The sequence below is a fragment of the Citrobacter youngae genome (assembly GCF_003818115.1).
Lineage (GTDB): Bacteria > Pseudomonadota > Gammaproteobacteria > Enterobacterales > Enterobacteriaceae > Citrobacter > Citrobacter youngae.
The window spans coordinates 74,568-90,540 of record NZ_RPOI01000024.1 but is presented as its reverse complement, the minus strand read 5'-3'; the positions used below and the strand labels follow the sequence as shown (position 1 = coordinate 90,540).

Sequence of the window (15,973 nt, the reverse complement as noted above, 5' to 3'; positions counted from 1 at the left end):
TTTAAGTTTACTCCTTTCTCGCCGTTACGATGATTATTTCAGAGTTATGCACCAGGCTTATTGGGGGCCGACCCCGTACATCTGGAGAATAACGATGATAAAACCGACGTTTTTACGCCGGGTAGCCATTGCTGCTCTGCTCTCAGGAAGTTGTTTTAGCGTGGCTGCCGCACCGGCTGCGCCACCGCCGGTATCCTACGGCGTTGAGGAAGATGTGTTCCATCCCGTTCGTGCTCAGCAGGGGATGGTGGCTTCCGTGGATGCTTTAGCCACCCAGGTTGGGGTGGATATTCTTAAACAGGGCGGGAATGCCGTTGATGCCGCCGTTGCCGTTGGTTACGCGCTGGCGGTGACGCATCCGCAGGCGGGCAATCTGGGCGGCGGTGGGTTTATGCTGCTGCGTACCAAAGACGGTAACACCACGGCGATCGATTTTCGTGAAATGGCTCCCGCTGGCGCGACCCGTGATATGTTCCTTGATGAACAGGGCAACGCCGATGCGAAAAAGTCGCTGACGTCGCATCTGGCATCCGGTACGCCGGGTACCGTGGCGGGTTTCTCGCTGGCGCTGGAGAAATACGGCACGATGCCGCTGAACAAAGTTGTGCGCCCGGCAATGAAGCTGGCGGAAGAAGGCTTTGTGGTTAACGACGCGCTGGCTGACGATCTGAAAACCTATGGCAGCGAAGTGCTCCCTAATCACGAGAACAGCAAAGCCATTTTCTGGAAAGACGGCGAGCCGCTGAAAAAGGGTGACAAGCTGGTGCAAACGAACCTGGCGAAAAGCCTGGAGATGATTGCCGAGAACGGTCCGGATGCGTTTTATAAAGGGGCAATTGCCGATCAGATTGCGGAGGAAATGCAGAAAAACGGCGGGTTGATGACCAAAGAGGATTTAGCCAGCTATAAAGCCGTGGAGCGTACGCCGATTAGCGGCGACTATCGCGGGTATCAGGTATTCTCCATGCCACCGCCGTCCTCTGGCGGTATTCACATCGTGCAGATCCTCAATATTCTCGAAAACTTCGATATGAAGAAGTACGGGTTTGGCAGCGCTGATGCCATGCAGGTAATGGCTGAAGCGGAGAAATATGCCTACGCCGACCGCTCGGAGTATCTGGGCGACCCGGATTTTGTGAAGGTGCCGTGGCAGGCGCTGACCAATAAAGCCTATGCCAAATCGCTTGCCGATCAGATTGATATCAACAAGGCGAAGCCTTCCAGCCAGATCAAACCTGGCAAGCTCGCGCCGTATGAAAGCAATCAGACCACCCATTTCTCGGTGGTGGATAAAGACGGTAATGCCGTGGCGGTGACGTATACGCTGAACACCACCTTCGGCACCGGGATTGTGGCGGGTAACACCGGCATTCTGCTTAATAACGAAATGGACGATTTCTCCGCTAAGCCGGGCGTACCAAACGTTTATGGACTGGTGGGCGGTGATGCCAACGCGGTTGGGCCTAAGAAGCGTCCGCTGTCATCAATGTCGCCGACTATCGTGGTAAAAGACGGGAAAACCTGGCTGGTTACCGGCAGCCCTGGTGGGAGCCGAATTATCACTACCGTGCTGCAAATGGTAGTCAACAGCATTGATTTTGGAATGAACGTCGCCGAAGCGACCAACGCGCCGCGTTTCCACCATCAGTGGTTGCCCGATGAACTGCGCGTTGAGAAAGGGTTTAGCCCGGACACCATTAAGCTGCTGGAGCAGAAAGGGCAGAAAGTCGCGCTGAAAGAGGCGATGGGCAGCACGCAGAGCATTATGGTAGGACCGGATGGCGCACTGTATGGCGCGTCCGACCCGCGTTCCGTGGATGATTTAACGGCGGGATACTGATGGTATTGCCGGGTCTGCCGTTGATGCAGGCCCGGCGAGTGCTTCCTGACGGTTTCTTACCCGTTATTTCACGCGCGCCATAAAGTACGCATCCACGTACTCGCCGTTGCGCAGGCCGTATTTCTTACCGGTGCCTTCGATCTCAAAGCCATGCTTTTTATAGACCGCAACAGCAGGTTCGTTATCCACAAACACTGTTAACTCGATACGCTCGACGCGCAGCCAGTTGTCGCACATGTCGATCATCGTGCGGATCAGCGCGCTGGCAACGCCGCGATTGTGCCACCGGGCATCCACGCAGATACCAAAATCGGCCACGTGGCTGCGGCGGGGGCGCTGAGCAACGTCGATGCAGAGATGTCCCACGACGATATCGTCAATGCAGGCAACCAGTTGTTTAACCCCGGCTTGCTCGGTTAGCCGCGCTTGCCACATTTCGAGGGAAGGATGAGGAACTTGTAGCGTGTTGTGATACACCTCTGGCTGGGCGTGGATCTGACGAATTGCGTCGTAATCTTTCGGTTCAGCGTGGCGTATCACTATCTCACTCATTCCTTATCTCCTTCAGGGTTAATTGAGTCTTTACCCTCGCTGAGAAAGAAAATTCCGTCAACTGCATTTTTTTGCAAAAAGAAGTAGACAAGTGCGAATGAGAATGATTATTATTGCTCTGCGTTCAGGGGAACCCCTACGGAGAACCTGAAAGCACGACATTGCTCACATTGCTTCCAGTATTACTTTAGCCAGCTTTTGCTGGCTTTTTTTTTGGTTTTTTTTCAGCCTGGCTTACTTGCCATTTTGTCCCCGGGAAGTGCTCGTGCTCCTCACGTACATTTAGTACGCTCCGGGCCCTGCGCGCTTGCCGTGAATAATCTGCCTGTGCCACTGACGCCCGAGCTTGTGGCATCTGCTTTTGTAGCCCGGATAAGGCAACGCCGCATCCGGCACGATGACAGGATAGATTCAGTCTCCAGCCGCTTTGCGCTATGGTGTAGACAATCACCTTCAAAAGGACTGTCTCATGACCTTACACTGCGCATTTATTGGTTTTGGTAAAAGTACCACTCGCTACCATTTGCCGTACGTCCTCAACCGCAAAAATAGCTGGCATGTCGCGCACATTTTCCGCCGTAACACCAGGCCGGAAGAGCAGGCGCCGCAGTATTCACATATTCACTTCACCAGCGACCTCGACGAGATCTTAAACGATCCGCAGGTGAAGTTAGTGATCGTCTGTACCCATGCTGACAGCCATTTTGACTACGCCAAACGTGCGCTGGAGGCGGGTAAAAACGTGCTGGTTGAGAAACCGTTCACGCCGACGCTGGCAGAAGCAAAAGTGCTGTTCGAACTGGCGCAAAGCAAAGGGCTGACCGTTACGCCGTACCAGAATCGCCGTTTTGACTCCTGCTTCCTTACCGCCAAAAAGGCGATTGAGAGCGGCAAACTCGGCAAGATTGTTGAGGTTGAAAGCCATTTCGATTACTACCGTCCCGAGGCGGAAACTAAGCCGGGACTGCCACAGGACGGCGCGTTTTATGGCCTGGGCGTACACACCATGGATCAGATTATCTCGCTGTTCGGTCGCCCTGAACACGTGACCTATGACATCCGCAGCCTGCGTAATAAAGCGAACCCGGACGATACCTTTGAAGCGCAGTTGTTTTACGGCGACCTGAAAGCCATTGTTAAAACCAGTCATCTGGTGAAAATCGACTATCCGAAGTTTATCGTCCATGGCACCAAAGGCTCGTTTGTGAAGTACGGCATCGACCAGCAGGAAACCAGCCTGAAGGCCAATATCATGCCGGGTGAGCCCGGTTTTGCTGCTGATGATTCCATCGGAATGCTGGAGTATGTCAACGATGACGGCATCACAGTAAAAGAAGAGGTGAAGCCGGAGGTGGGGGATTACGGTCGCGTCTATGATGCGCTGTACCAGACGCTGACCGCCGGTACGCCTAATTACGTCAAGGAATCTGAAGTTCTAACCAACCTGGAGATCCTCGAACGCGCCTTCGAACAGGCAACGCCTGCGACGATAACCCTCGCCAAATAGCCTGCACAGACTCCTCTGGGTTTATTCATATTTTTTGAACAGAGGAGTCAATTTTCACCCTCTATGATCCCAGGCGGATTGAGTCCACACTTACTCCATCGAAAACATCTGGGGGTGAACACAATGATCTATTTACGCAAAGCTAACGACCGCGGTCATGCGAATCATGGCTGGCTCGATTCCTGGCATACCTTCTCTTTTGCCAACTACTATGACCCGAACTTTATGGGGTTCTCGGCACTGCGCGTGATTAATGATGACGTGATCGACGCAGGTCAGGGCTTTGGCACTCACCCCCATAAAGACATGGAAATCCTGACCTACGTGCTGGAAGGCGCAGTAGAACATCAGGACAGCATGGGCAACAAAGAGCAGGTTCCTGCCGGTGAGTTCCAGATTATGAGCGCCGGGACGGGGATCCGTCACTCGGAGTACAACCCGAGCAATACTGAGAAGCTGCATCTGTATCAGATCTGGATCATGCCGCAGGAAAACGGTATTACGCCGCGCTATGAACAGCGCCGTTTCGATGCCGCTCAGGGTAAACAACTGGTGCTGTCGCCTGATGCCCGCGATGGCTCGCTGAAAGTGTACCAGGATATGGAGCTGTACCGTTGGGCGCTGGTCAAAGATGAGCAGTCGGTACATCAGATTGCCGCTGAACGTCGCGTCTGGATCCAGGTCGTTAAAGGCAACGTCACCATTAACGGAACCAAAGCGACCACCAGCGATGGTCTGGCAATCTGGGATGAACAGGCAATTTCTATTCATGCCGACAGCGACAGCGAAGTGTTGTTGTTTGACCTGCCGCCTGTATAAAAATACACGGCATCCTTCAAGCCGCATCTGTGTTGGCTTTCCTCGCTCACCCCGGTCGCGTACTTAATGTACGCTCCCGGGGATTCACTACGTCGCCGCCTTGATGCAACTCGAATGATTTTGTGTATTTCTCACAATAAAAACTCCTTTTTTTCTCTGCAAAGGTTCATGCACGTCCGTGGTAAACTGGGGGAATCTATCCCTTTTAACGCTTCAGGACGATGAAAAAGAAAAGACCCGTACTTCAGGATGTAGCCGACCGCGTGGGCGTGACTAAAATGACGGTCAGTCGCTTTTTGCGTAATCCGGAGCAGGTCTCCGTGGCGCTGCGGGGCAAAATTGCCGCTGCACTTGATGAGCTGGGTTATATTCCCAATCGCGCTCCTGATATCCTTTCTAACGCTACCAGCCGCGCTATCGGCGTGTTGTTACCGTCTCTCACTAACCAGGTTTTTGCTGAAGTGTTACGCGGCATTGAGGCCGTCACCGACGCCCATGGTTATCAAACTATGCTTGCGCACTACGGCTATAAGCCAGAGATGGAACAAGAGCGCCTGGAATCGATGCTGTCGTGGAATATCGATGGCCTGATCCTCACCGAACGTAGCCATACGCCTCGTACGCTGAAAATGATTGAGGTCGCCGGTATCCCGGTGGTTGAGCTGATGGACAGCCAGTCCCCGTGTCTGGATATCGCCGTCGGTTTCGACAACTTCGAAGCCGCGCGCCAGATGACTGCCGCTATCATCGCCCGAGGGCACCGTCATGTTGCCTATCTTGGCGCACGTCTTGATGAACGTACTATCATCAAACAGAGGGGCTACGAGCAGGCAATGCGCGATGCCAACCTGGTGCCGTACAGCGTGATGATGGAACAGTCTTCTTCCTACTCCTCCGGTATTGAACTCATCCGTCAGGCGCGGCGCGAATACCCGCAGCTCGACGGCATTTTCTGTACCAACGATGACCTGGCGGTAGGGGCGGCCTTCGAATGCCAGCGTTTAGGGCTGAAAATCCCGGATGACATGGCGATTGCCGGATTCCACGGTCACGACATCGGGCAGGTGATGGAGCCGCGTCTGGCGAGCGTGCTCACGCCGCGTGAACGCATGGGCAGCATTGGTGCTGAACGCCTGCTGGCGCGCATCCGTGGTGAAGCAGTCACACCTAAAATGTTAGATTTAGGTTTCACCTTGTCACCGGGCGGATCTATTTAAGCCAACAAGTTTGAAGTAGCTCACACTTATACACTTCGAGCACGAATGGATATTGCTTCTCTATTTATCCGGCTGGACAATGTTACCGATAACAGTTACCCGTAACAATTTCCAGATTCTTGTACCAGTGGGGGCAACGCTTTGAGCACGACTAATCATGATCACCACGTTTACGTTCTGATGGGCGTATCGGGCAGCGGTAAATCTGCTGTCGCCAGCGAAGTGGCGCATCAACTGCAGGCCGCGTTTCTTGATGGCGATTTTCTCCATCCGCGCAGCAACATCATGAAAATGGCTTCTGGTGAGCCACTCAACGATGATGACCGTAAACCGTGGTTACAGGCGCTGAATGACGCCGCTTTTGCGATGCAGCGTACCAACAAGGTTTCGCTGATCGTCTGTTCCGCTCTGAAAAAAGTCTATCGCGACCAGCTACGCGACGGTAACCCGAACCTCTCTTTCATCTATCTGAAAGGGGATTTTGACGTTATCGAAAGCCGTCTAAAAGCGCGTAAAGGCCACTTCTTCAAAACGCAGATGCTGGTGACCCAGTTTGAAGCGCTGGAAGAACCAGGTGCGAATGAAAACGATGTACTGGTGGTCGATATCGATCAACCACTGGACGGTGTGGTCGCCAGCACCATTGAGGTTATTAACCAGGGCAGTAAGTAGTGAGTACATTAACGCTTGTTTTAACAGCAGTAGGGTCCGTTTTATTACTGCTGTTTTTAGTGATGAAGGCGCGTATGCACGCCTTCCTTGCTTTGATGGTGGTGTCTATTGGTGCAGGTCTCTTTTCCGGTATGCCGCTCGATAAAATCGCCGCGACTATGGAAAAAGGGATGGGAGGCACGCTCGGTTTCCTGGCGATTGTTGTGGCGTTGGGGGCGATGTTCGGCAAGATTTTGCATGAGACCGGCGCAGTCGATCAAATTGCCGTCAAAATGCTGAAATCCTTCGGCCACAGCCGCGCACATTACGCGATTGGCCTGGCCGGGCTTATCTGTGCGCTACCGCTGTTCTTTGAGGTGGCGATTGTGCTGCTGATCAGCGTGGCGTTCTCGATGGCGCGTCACACCGGTACCAACCTGGTTAAATTAGTCATTCCGTTGTTTGCAGGCGTAGCGGCGGCTGCGGCGTTTTTACTGCCGGGGCCAGCGCCGATGTTGCTGGCTTCGCAGATGCACGCTGACTTTGGCTGGATGATCCTGATTGGCCTGTGTGCCGCGATTCCGGGCATGATTATCGCCGGACCACTGTGGGGTAATTTCATCAGCCGTTACGTTGAGCTGAACATTCCTGATGACATTACCGAGCCGCATCTGGGCGAAGGTAAAATGCCGTCCTTCGGCTTTAGCTTGTCGCTGATCCTGCTGCCGCTGGTATTGGTTGGTCTGAAAACCATCGCCGCGCGCTTTGTGCCGGTTGGTTCTTCAACTTACGAATGGTTTGAGTTTATCGGTCACCCGTTTACCGCGATTCTGGTTGCTTGTCTGGTGGCGATTTACGGTCTGGCGATTCGCCAGGGTATGCCAAAAGACAAAGTGATGGAGATCTGCGGTCATGCGCTGCAACCGGCGGGGATTATCCTGCTGGTGATTGGTGCAGGTGGCGTGTTTAAACAAGTGCTGGTTGATTCCGGCGTCGGTCCGGCGCTGGGCGAAGCGTTAACCGGAATGGGCCTGCCGATTGCCATTACCTGCTTCGTGCTGGCGGCAGCGGTGCGTATCATTCAGGGTTCTGCGACCGTGGCGTGCTTAACGGCGGTCGGTCTGGTGATGCCGGTGATTGAACAGCTAAACTTCTCCGGCGCACAGATGGCGGCACTGTCTATTTGTATCGCAGGCGGCTCGATCGTGGTCAGCCACGTTAACGACGCCGGTTTCTGGTTGTTCGGTAAATTTACCGGCGCAACGGAAGCACAAACGTTGAAGACCTGGACGATGATGGAAACCATCCTCGGTACGGTCGGCGCAATTGTTGGTATGATTGCCTTCCAGCTGTTGAGCTGAGTCTTGTTGCCCGGTGGCGCTTGCGCTTACCGGGCCTGGAAATGAGCACACATCCACATCGTAGGCCGGGTAAGCGCAAGCGTCACCCGGCTTTTTTACAGCACCATCACGCCATCCTCGGTTTTCAACCAACGCGGCGCTTTCAGCGTGTCGGCGAAATAGCCCACCAAATCCTGCAGCAAATCACCCGCTACTCGCTCCATATCATCAGAAAGCGTTTTGCTCATCAGCAAATGCGTCAAAAGCTGGCAGTAACGCCCCATCTGGTCTGGCTCAGGCTCGAAAAGGGGAAAACGGGTCGGGAATGTATCTACCGTCAGACTGGCCTGCAGATGCTGCGGTACAGGCTCCGTTAAGGTCGGTTGCAATAATGCGAGACAGGCCGACAAACGTGCACAAATCGCCAGTTTTTCAACCGGGTCATGGCATTCAACCAGTCCTTCGACAAAACGCTCGCAGTTATCCGCCAGTTCGGTGAAATCCGTGGCATGGCTAAAGGGCAGGGTAAATAAAGAGTGTGAAAAGAGAGGGGTAGTCGCCATAGGGCAGCCTCCAGTATGTTTTATTTAAACCACCACCGGAGAGGCTAATCTCGCGGGTGGCAGAATCGAGCGGAGTTAGCCTTACCGGTCATACTGGATACCGGCGCGTCTTGCGACGCCCCCGCTCGACCCGCCATTGAGACGAAATCGGTCGCACGACATAGAAGTATATGTCGCCAGTATGATTTTCAGAAGGCTAATTCTGACACCTGATTTTGCAGGTGCAGCGAGAAGATAAGGCTAATCCACGATGCTGACAAGAGGGCATTCCGGAAGGCGCTTCGCAGAAATGAAAATACGTTATATCAGCGACTTAAAAGCATAAGGAATACCTGAAATTACAGCGCAATGCCGTTCAGTTAAGCATGTAGGGTGAACATGTGATTATTGCTCAGGTTTCCGTTCACCTCAGTGGTGTCATTTCTTTGAAGCGCTGATACCCGTGAACGTGCAAGGGAGGCTCACCGCCGCCTCCCTTGCAACCCAGGCTCCCGGCGGGAAAATCGTCGCTGCGCGAGTTATTCGTCTTATTCCGTCTGCCTGTCGGGTCGGGGCCGAGCCTGCGTCCCTGCAGGCCGTCCCCTTTGCCCGCATCCTTGCGGGCAGACCCGGTCAGCCGTCAACGCCTCATCGATTTTCAGCCGGACCGGTGTCATCGCTTCAACGCTCTGACTTCCAGTTAAATTTGTTTTGCTGTCCAAACCTGTTCAAATAAAAACGCAGATGGTCAGGTGTGGGCTGGTCCGGCTGAAAATTGCCGACGTGTTTCCGTAAGGCCGGGGGAGTCAGCATGGATGCTGGCTCAGGGCGCGTTTTACAGGGACGTTTCCTCGCGCCCGGCCCGGTAGCCTGGAGGAATAAGTGGAGGGAACCACGAAGTGGCAATTTTCCTGCCGGGAGCCGGGATTGTTAAGGGGGCTGCGTAGCCCCCTTAACACGTTCACTGGTGACGAGATCTCAGAGAAGCAATGAACATAACGTGAACGGAATCGTTCTCTGAAATGCCATGCTCTCCAGCTTCAAAACGGTCACCCCTTCATCCACATCCGTACACCATCGAGGAACATCTGGGTGGCCATCATCACCAGAATCAGCCCCATCAGGCGCTCCAGCGCGTTCACCCCTTTCTCCCCCAGCAGACGCAAAAACAGCGACGACTGCAACAGAATCACAAACGTACCGCCCCAGGCGATCAGCAGGGCGATTACCAGATGCCCCATCTGATTAGGATACTGATGCGACAACAGCATTAGTGAAGCCAGGATTGTTGGACCCGCTACCAGCGGGATCGCCAGCGGAACGATAAACGGCTCTTCACCCGCCGGAAGCCCGGTGCTATTCCCGGTGGCGCTGGGGAAAATCATCTTAATGGCGATCAGGAACAAAATGATGCCCCCGGAGATAGAAACGGTTTCCGCGCGCAGGTTAAGAAATGCCAGAATTTTCTCGCCCGCAAACAGGAATATCAGCATCACCAACAGCGCAATGAACAGCTCGCGAATCATAATCGCGCGGCGGCGTTTTGGTTCGGTATGTTTCAATACGGACATGAAAATGGGCAGATTTCCGAGTGGATCCATAATCAGGATCAATAAAACTGCCGCTGAAATGATTTCATTCATAACTCAAATTCCCTGATAATTACCACGGACTTTCTGCTTGCTTGCGCAGCGGGATAAGTCGCATTACTGATGGCTTCGCTATCATTGATTAATTTCACTTGCGACTTTGGCTGCATTTTGTATGGTGAAGGATATGCCACCAGGACACTGGCATACATATACGCATCATCCTTCAAACTGCCTCTTTGTTGGCTTCACTCAGAAACCCCAATCGCATAGTTTTCTATGCTCATGGGGATTTCTTCGCTTGCCGCCTCGATGCATTTTGAATGATTTTACGTATAAACACAGCACACATCTCTGCAGGAAAAAAACGCTATGAAAAATGTTGGTTTTATCGGCTGGCGCGGTATGGTCGGCTCTGTTCTCATGCAACGCATGGTTGAGGAGCGTGACTTCGACGCCATTCGCCCTGTTTTCTTTTCTACTTCCCAGCTCGGGCAGGCGGCACCGACATTCGGTGGAACCGCGACCGGCACGCTTCAGGACGCTTTTGGTCTGGATGCGCTGAAGGCGCTCGATATCATCGTGACCTGTCAGGGCGGCGATTATACCAACGAAATCTATCCAAAGCTTCGTGAAAGCGGTTGGCAGGGTTACTGGATTGACGCGGCCTCTTCGCTGCGTATGAAAGACGACGCCATCATTATTCTCGATCCGGTTAACCAGGATGTCATCACCGATGGCCTGAATAAAGGTATTAAGACCTTTGTCGGCGGTAACTGTACCGTTAGCCTGATGCTGATGTCCCTTGGTGGCCTGTTTGCCAATGACCTGGTCGACTGGGTCTCCGTGGCGACCTATCAGGCGGCTTCCGGCGGCGGCGCGCGTCATATGCGCGAGCTGTTGTCTCAGATGGGCCATCTGTATGGCCATGTGGCCGAGGAGCTGGCGACCCCATCCTCTGCTATTCTCGACATCGAACGTAAAGTGACGACCCTGTCCCGTAGCGGTGAACTGCCGGTTGATAACTTTGGCGTACCGCTGGCCGGTAGCCTGATTCCGTGGATCGACAAACAGCTCGATAACGGTCAGAGCCGTGAAGAGTGGAAGGGACAGGCGGAAACCAACAAAATTCTCAACACGTCTTCCGTGATCCCGGTTGATGGTCTGTGCGTGCGCGTCGGCGCGCTGCGCTGCCACAGCCAGGCGTTCACCATCAAACTGAAAAAAGATGTGTCTATTCCGACCGTGGAAGAACTGCTGGCGGCGCACAACCCGTGGGCGAAAGTAGTACCAAACGATCGTGAAATCACCATGCGTGAGTTAACCCCGGCGGCCGTTACCGGCACGTTGACCACGCCAGTAGGTCGTCTGCGTAAGCTGAATATGGGACCGGAGTTCCTGTCAGCCTTTACCGTAGGTGACCAGCTGCTTTGGGGTGCTGCGGAGCCATTGCGCCGCATGTTACGTCAACTGGCGTAATGGTTTGTTAATGATCAAAGGGTGCTGAGTCACCCTTTTTTTTGCGTAATACAGGAGTAAGCGCAGATGTTTCATTTTTTACCAGGAGTAAGATAAAGCATTGGCTATTCTTTAAGGGTGACTTAGTACCGGAGGTATTAAGTTGTTGCCTGAAGGTGGGACGACGCAGAGAGGATGCACAATTGTGCTGCGCCGTTCAGGTCAAAAAAAGTGTCGCTACCTGATGTCGAAAATCAGTTGGAAGGGGTGACACCATAAAACAGGATGACAACCATGTCCGTTCGTATCGATAGAGACGTGATTAATGCGCTAATTGCAGGCCATTTTGCGGATCCTTTTTCCGTACTCGGTATGCACCAAACTGACGCTGGACTTGAAGTCCGCGCCCTATTACCTGACGCCACCGAAGTGTGGGTGATCGAACCCAAAACCGGACGTAAAGTCGGCAAGCTGGACTGCCTCGACTCTCGCGGTTTTTTCTGTGCAGTACTTCCCCGCCGTAAAAATTTCTTTCGCTATCAGTTGGCCGTTGTCTGGCATGGACAGCAGAATCTGATTGATGACCCTTATCGTTTTGGCCCGCTGATCCAGGATATGGATGCCTGGCTGTTATCTGAAGGTACGCACCTGCGACCTTACGAAACGCTGGGCGCGCATGCGGATACCATGGATGGCGTAACCGGCACGCGCTTCTCTGTCTGGGCACCTAACGCTCAACGCGTGTCAGTGGTTGGGCAGTTCAACTACTGGGATGGCCGTCGCCACCCGATGCGCCTGCGCAAAGAAAGCGGTATCTGGGAGCTGTTTATCCCCGGTGCGCAGCATGGTCAGCTGTATAAATATGAGATGATCGATGCCAACGGTAAGCTGCGAATCAAAGCGGACCCTTACGCCTTTGAAGCGCAAATGCGCCCGGAAACCGCGTCGCTTATCTGTGGTCTGCCGGAAAAAGTGGTGCAAAGCGAGGAGCGTAAAAAAGCCAACCAGTTTGATGCGCCAATCTCTATCTATGAAGTGCACCTGGGGTCATGGCGTCGTCATACCGATAACAACTTCTGGCTGAGCTACCGCGAGCTGGCGGATCAACTGGTGCCTTACGCCAAGTGGATGGGCTTTACCCACCTTGAACTGTTGCCGATTAACGAGCATCCGTTCGACGGTAGCTGGGGTTACCAACCTACCGGCATGTATGCGCCGACCCGTCGATTTGGTACGCGCGATGACTTCCGCTATTTTGTGAATGCCGCGCATCAGGCGGGGCTGAACGTCATTCTTGACTGGGTGCCGGGCCATTTCCCGTCGGACGACTTTGGTCTGGCAGAGTTTGATGGCACCAGGCTGTATGAGCACAGCGACCCGCGAGAAGGGTATCACCAGGACTGGAACACGCTGATCTACAACTACGGTCGCCGTGAAGTCAGCAACTATCTGGTGGGCAACGCCCTGTACTGGATTGAGCGCTTTGGTATCGACGCGCTGCGCGTGGATGCCGTGGCATCGATGATTTATCGCGACTACAGCCGTAAAGAAGGGGAATGGATCCCAAATGAATTTGGCGGTCGTGAAAACCTCGAAGCCATTGAGTTTTTACGCAATACCAACCGTATTCTTGGCGAACAGGTGCCTGGTGCGGTGAGCATGGCGGAAGAGTCCACTGATTTTGCTGGCGTTTCAAGACCGCAGGACATGGGCGGTTTAGGGTTCTGGTATAAGTGGAACCTCGGCTGGATGCACGACACGCTGGACTACATGAAACTGGACCCGGTTCATCGTCAGTACCATCACGACAAGCTGACCTTCGGTATGCTGTACAACTACACCGAAAACTTTGTTCTGCCGCTGTCGCATGACGAAGTGGTACACGGTAAAAAATCCATTCTCGATCGCATGCCGGGAGACGCATGGCAGAAGTTTGCCAACCTGCGCGCCTACTACGGCTGGATGTGGGCCTTCCCAGGCAAGAAACTGCTGTTTATGGGCAACGAGTTTGCGCAGGGACGTGAATGGAACCACGACGCCAGCCTCGACTGGCACCTGCTGGAAGGCGGCGACAACTGGCACCACGGCGTACAGCGTCTGGTGCGCGATCTGAACCACACCTACCGTCATCACAAAGCGCTGCACGAGCTCGACTTTGACGCCTATGGCTTTGAGTGGCTGGTGGTGGATGACAACGAACGTTCGGTGCTGGCTTTCGTGCGTCGTGACAAGGTCGGCAATGAAATCATCGTGGTCAGTAACTTTACGCCTGTGCCCCGCCACGGCTATCGCTTCGGTATCAATCAGCCGGGGAAATGGCGTGAGATCCTCAACACCGACTCGATGCATTACCACGGCAGCAATACCGGCAATGGCGGTGCGGTGCACAGTGATGAAATCGCCAGTCATGGTCGTCAGCATTCACTGAGCCTCACATTGCCGCCGTTGGCAACGATCTGGCTGGTTCGGGAGGGGGAATGACGCAACTGGCAACCGGCAACGCCACCCCCCATGGTGCAACGTATGACGGCCATGGTGTCAATTTCACACTCTTCTCAGCCCACGCTGAACGCGTTGAATTATGCGTATTTGACGAGGACGGTTGCGAACTCCGCTACGACCTGCCGGGGCGTAGCGGTGATGTCTGGCACGGCTATCTGGCCAACGCCCGGCCCGGTCTGCGCTATGGCTATCGCGTCCATGGCCCATGGCAACCGCAGCAGGGCCACCGGTTTAACCCAGCCAAGCTGCTGCTCGACCCTTGCGCCCGTCGGGTCGAGGGCGAGTTAAAAGATAACCCGCTGCTGCACGGCGGGCTAAATGAACCGGATCACCGTGATAACGCCGCCATCGCGCTGAAGGGCGTGGTGGTGTCCGACCATTATGACTGGGAGGATGATGCCCCGCCGCGCACGCCGTGGGGCAATACCGTGATTTACGAAGCGCATGTCAAAGGGCTGACGTATTTGCATCCTGACCTGCCGGAAGAAATTCGCGGAACCTACAAAGCGCTGGGGCATCCAGTGATGATCGATTACTTCAAGCGTCTCGGCATTACCGCGCTGGAGCTGCTGCCGGTGGCGCATTTTGCCAGCGAACCGCGACTTCAGCGGCTGGGCCTGTCGAACTACTGGGGATACAACCCGGTGGCGATGTTCGCGCTGCATCCGGCCTATGCCTGCTCGCCAGAGAGTGCGCTGGATGAGTTTCGTGATGCGGTGAAAGCGCTGCACAAAGCGGGGATTGAGGTCATTCTCGATATCGTTTTGAACCATAGCGCCGAGCTGGATCTTGAAGGACCGGTCTTCTCCCTGCGCGGAATTGATAACCGTAGCTATTATTGGATCAGGGACGATGGTGATTACTACAACTGGACCGGCTGCGGGAACACCCTCAACCTGAGCCATCCTGGCGTTGTGGAATACGCATGTGAATGCCTGCGTTATTGGGTGGAAACCTGCCACGTGGACGGCTTTCGTTTTGATTTAGCATCCGTCATGGGGCGTACGCCTGCGTTTCGTCAGGATGCGCCGCTGTTTACCGCGATCCAAAACTGTCCGCTGCTCTCTCGCGTCAAACTGATTGCGGAACCGTGGGATATTGGTGAAGGCGGGTATCAGGTGGGGAATTTCCCACCACCGTTTGCCGAGTGGAATGACCATTTTCGCGACGCAAGTCGACGCTTCTGGCTTCAGCGTAATCTGTCTTTAGGTGAGTTTGCCGGACGTTTCGCTGCATCCAGCGATGTGTTTAAACGCAATGGCCGCAAACCCAGCGCCACGGTCAATCTGGTGACCGCGCACGACGGTTTTACGCTACGCGACTGTGTGTGCTTCACAAATAAGCACAATGAAGCGAATGGTGAGGAAAATCGCGACGGCACTAGCAATAACTACAGCGACAATCATGGTAAAGAAGGATTAGGCGGCACGCTGGACCTGATTGAACGGCGGCGCGACAGCATTCATGCGCTGTTAACCACGCTGTTGCTCTCCCAGGGGACGCCGATGTTGCTGGCGGGCGATGAGCATGGTCATAGCCAGCACGGCAACAATAACGCTTACTGTCAGGATAACGCCTTAACGTGGCTGGACTGGCAGCAGGCAAACAGTGGGCTAACCACATTTACCGCCGCGCTGATTCATCTGCGCCGGCAAATACCTGCATTAACGGGGGATTGCTGGTGGGAAGAGGGCGATGGCAATGTTCGTTGGCTGAATAAGTACGCACAACCCTTAAGTGCGGATGAGTGGCAAAACGGCCCGAGGCAGATGCAAATCCAGCTTTCAGACCGTTTTCTGATTGCAATAAACGCCACGCTTGAGGTGACAGATATCGTTTTACCTGAAGGGGAATGGCACGCCATTCCCCCATTTGCCGGAGAGGATAATCCGGTGCTTACGGCTGTCTGGCAGGGACCTGCGCACGGACTGTGTGTGTTCCAGAGAAGATAAAAAG

Annotated in this window: 12 protein-coding genes; 9 read left to right on the top strand and 3 right to left on the bottom strand. The window is 54.1% G+C overall.

All coding sequences use genetic code 11. The features are described 5' to 3' along the window. Positions 1 to 94: 94 nt before the first annotated feature. Complete coding sequence (ggt, locus tag EHN13_RS20020) at positions 95 to 1,840, top strand: gamma-glutamyltransferase (RefSeq protein WP_048218792.1); 1,746 nt, start codon at positions 95 to 97, stop codon at positions 1,838 to 1,840. 63 nt (positions 1,841 to 1,903) lie between these two features. Here the strand turns inward: ggt and yhhY are convergent, their stop codons facing one another. Further along, complete coding sequence (yhhY, locus tag EHN13_RS20015; protein WP_124021966.1) at positions 1,904 to 2,392, bottom strand: N-acetyltransferase; 489 nt, start codon at positions 2,390 to 2,392, stop codon at positions 1,904 to 1,906. Positions 2,393 to 2,861: 469 nt separating this feature from the next. Between yhhY and EHN13_RS20010 the strand changes: the two genes are divergently transcribed. The 5 genes from EHN13_RS20010 to gntU all read left to right on the top strand — a co-directional run bounded on the left by EHN13_RS20010 (position 2,862) and on the right by gntU (position 7,947). Beyond that, positions 2,862 to 3,899, top strand: coding sequence for an oxidoreductase (locus EHN13_RS20010; protein ID WP_124021965.1), 1,038 nt, complete (start codon positions 2,862 to 2,864; stop codon positions 3,897 to 3,899). A gap of 123 nt (positions 3,900 to 4,022) precedes the next feature. Next, positions 4,023 to 4,718 carry a quercetin 2,3-dioxygenase gene (gene yhhW / locus EHN13_RS20005; protein WP_003023472.1) on the top strand — a complete coding sequence of 232 codons (696 nt, stop codon included), beginning with the start codon at positions 4,023 to 4,025 and terminating at the stop codon, positions 4,716 to 4,718. Positions 4,719 to 4,939: 221 nt separating this feature from the next. Beyond that, positions 4,940 to 5,935, top strand: coding sequence for a gluconate operon transcriptional repressor GntR (gene gntR, locus EHN13_RS20000; protein ID WP_032937248.1), 996 nt, complete (start codon positions 4,940 to 4,942; stop codon positions 5,933 to 5,935). Positions 5,936 to 6,076: 141 nt separating this feature from the next. Then, on the top strand, positions 6,077 to 6,607 hold the full coding sequence (gntK, locus tag EHN13_RS19995; protein WP_003023475.1) for a gluconokinase: 531 nt from the start codon (positions 6,077 to 6,079) through the stop codon (positions 6,605 to 6,607). Continuing rightward, entirely contained in the window at positions 6,607 to 7,947 is a 1,341-nt protein-coding gene (gene gntU, locus EHN13_RS19990) for a gluconate transporter (protein ID WP_003023477.1), read from the top strand. Before gntK ends, gntU begins: the two co-directional genes overlap by 1 nt. 95 nt (positions 7,948 to 8,042) lie before the next feature. On the opposite strand, the gene EHN13_RS19985 is transcribed toward gntU, so the two are convergent. Together EHN13_RS19985 and yhgN are read right to left on the bottom strand one after the other, a co-directional pair. Continuing rightward, a complete protein-coding gene (locus tag EHN13_RS19985; RefSeq protein ID WP_003837860.1) occupies positions 8,043 to 8,489 on the bottom strand; it encodes a lipoate--protein ligase family protein in 447 nt (148 codons plus the stop codon). Positions 8,490 to 9,517: 1,028 nt separating this feature from the next. Further along, positions 9,518 to 10,111, bottom strand: a complete 594-nt coding sequence (gene yhgN, locus EHN13_RS19975) for an NAAT family transporter YhgN (RefSeq protein WP_003023480.1) — start codon at positions 10,109 to 10,111, stop codon at positions 9,518 to 9,520. 318 nt (positions 10,112 to 10,429) lie between these two features. Between yhgN and asd the strand changes: the two genes are divergently transcribed. The 3 genes from asd (at position 10,430) to glgX (ending at position 15,969) form a co-directional block, all read left to right on the top strand. Then, a complete protein-coding gene (asd, locus tag EHN13_RS19970; RefSeq protein WP_124021964.1) occupies positions 10,430 to 11,536 on the top strand; it encodes an aspartate-semialdehyde dehydrogenase in 1,107 nt (368 codons plus the stop codon). A 273-nt stretch (positions 11,537 to 11,809) separates the two neighbouring features. Further along, positions 11,810 to 13,996, top strand: coding sequence for a 1,4-alpha-glucan branching enzyme (glgB, locus tag EHN13_RS19965; RefSeq protein ID WP_124021963.1), 2,187 nt, complete (start codon positions 11,810 to 11,812; stop codon positions 13,994 to 13,996). Next, the gene (gene glgX, locus EHN13_RS19960; RefSeq protein ID WP_124021962.1) at positions 13,993 to 15,969 is read left to right on the top strand and encodes a glycogen debranching protein GlgX; all 1,977 of its coding nucleotides are present in this window, start codon (positions 13,993 to 13,995) and stop codon (positions 15,967 to 15,969) included. The genes glgB and glgX overlap by 4 nt, the downstream gene beginning before the upstream one ends. Positions 15,970 to 15,973 lie beyond the last annotated feature (4 nt).

Coding starts and splice junctions, on each gene's coding strand:
- ggt (WP_048218792.1), top strand. CDS start 95: ATGATAAAACCGACGTTTTTACGCCGGGTAGCCATTGCTGCTCTGCTC.
- yhhY (WP_124021966.1), bottom strand. CDS start 2,392: ATGAGTGAGATAGTGATACGCCACGCTGAACCGAAAGATTACGACGCA.
- EHN13_RS20010 (WP_124021965.1), top strand. CDS start 2,862: ATGACCTTACACTGCGCATTTATTGGTTTTGGTAAAAGTACCACTCGC.
- yhhW (WP_003023472.1), top strand. CDS start 4,023: ATGATCTATTTACGCAAAGCTAACGACCGCGGTCATGCGAATCATGGC.
- gntR (WP_032937248.1), top strand. CDS start 4,940: ATGAAAAAGAAAAGACCCGTACTTCAGGATGTAGCCGACCGCGTGGGC.
- EHN13_RS19985 (WP_003837860.1), bottom strand. CDS start 8,489: ATGGCGACTACCCCTCTCTTTTCACACTCTTTATTTACCCTGCCCTTT.
- yhgN (WP_003023480.1), bottom strand. CDS start 10,111: ATGAATGAAATCATTTCAGCGGCAGTTTTATTGATCCTGATTATGGAT.
- asd (WP_124021964.1), top strand. CDS start 10,430: ATGAAAAATGTTGGTTTTATCGGCTGGCGCGGTATGGTCGGCTCTGTT.
- glgB (WP_124021963.1), top strand. CDS start 11,810: ATGTCCGTTCGTATCGATAGAGACGTGATTAATGCGCTAATTGCAGGC.
- glgX (WP_124021962.1), top strand. CDS start 13,993: ATGACGCAACTGGCAACCGGCAACGCCACCCCCCATGGTGCAACGTAT.